1 protein-coding gene is annotated in these 868 nt (G+C 36.4%); it reads left to right on the top strand.

Going from position 1 to position 868, the window contains the following annotated elements:
* Window positions 1–832 (top strand): glycosyltransferase family 4 protein (locus D1831_RS14240; protein WP_125073456.1); only part of this gene is annotated, 832 nt, incomplete at its 5' end.
* Window positions 833–868: the final 36 nt, after the last annotated feature.

Below are 868 nucleotides of genomic sequence, written 5' to 3' on the forward strand. Positions count from 1 at the left end.
CTTGCAAATCGGTGACTTAGTAGATCGCCCGGATACTTATATTTATCAAGATTTAAGTTTCAGCGTACTTGCTAATTTAAAAAATAATGACCCAAAAACATTTAATTACAGTGGTTTTAAGTTTGATAATGATAGTCTGTTTAATAAACGAATGCAATTTCAGGAAAACATCTATCACGCTAATACCACCATTTTTACAATGTCACACTGGTTTCAAAGTTTTCTCCAGAACGAGGGAAAGAAAAAGGTTATTTATGTAGGTGGTGGTATTAACACACCGATAGATACCAATACATCAACAAAACGTGCTAAGAAAACAATCTTATTTATTGGTCGTGATTTTTATAGAAAAGGTGGCAAGATTGTTGATGAGGCCTTTAAATTATTATATCAAAACGACACTTCCGTCCGACTGATTATTGCAGGTCCTGAAACCGAGCCCACCGAATGCCGTGAGGTAACCGGCATTCAAATTTTACGAGCCGTTGGCTATGATACCGTTGCCAAATTGATGAAGACTGCTTCCGTATTTGCCATGCCTTCTTATTTTGAAGCCTATGGTCTCGTCTTCTTAGAAGCTATGGCAAACGAACTACCCATTTTGGTCAGAGATAAATTTGAAATGCCCTATTTTGTTAGTCGTGGCAGTGGTTTAGTGATTACTTCCGGTACCGAAGAATTTGAAATTCAGCAAACCGCCGTTTCGTTGAATCGTATACTTTCTGATTCAAGTTTTCAAACTAAGGCTACAGAATGCGCCAAGGGTATCCGTAATGAATTCTCTTGGAATACAGTTGCTTCTAGAATTCTTACACAGATAAATAATAATTAATTAGATAAAATAAAAACCAAGCACACTACATACAAT

The sequence above is a fragment of the Lactiplantibacillus garii genome (assembly GCF_003885105.1).
Taxonomy (GTDB): Bacteria; Bacillota; Bacilli; order Lactobacillales; family Lactobacillaceae; genus Lactiplantibacillus; species Lactiplantibacillus garii.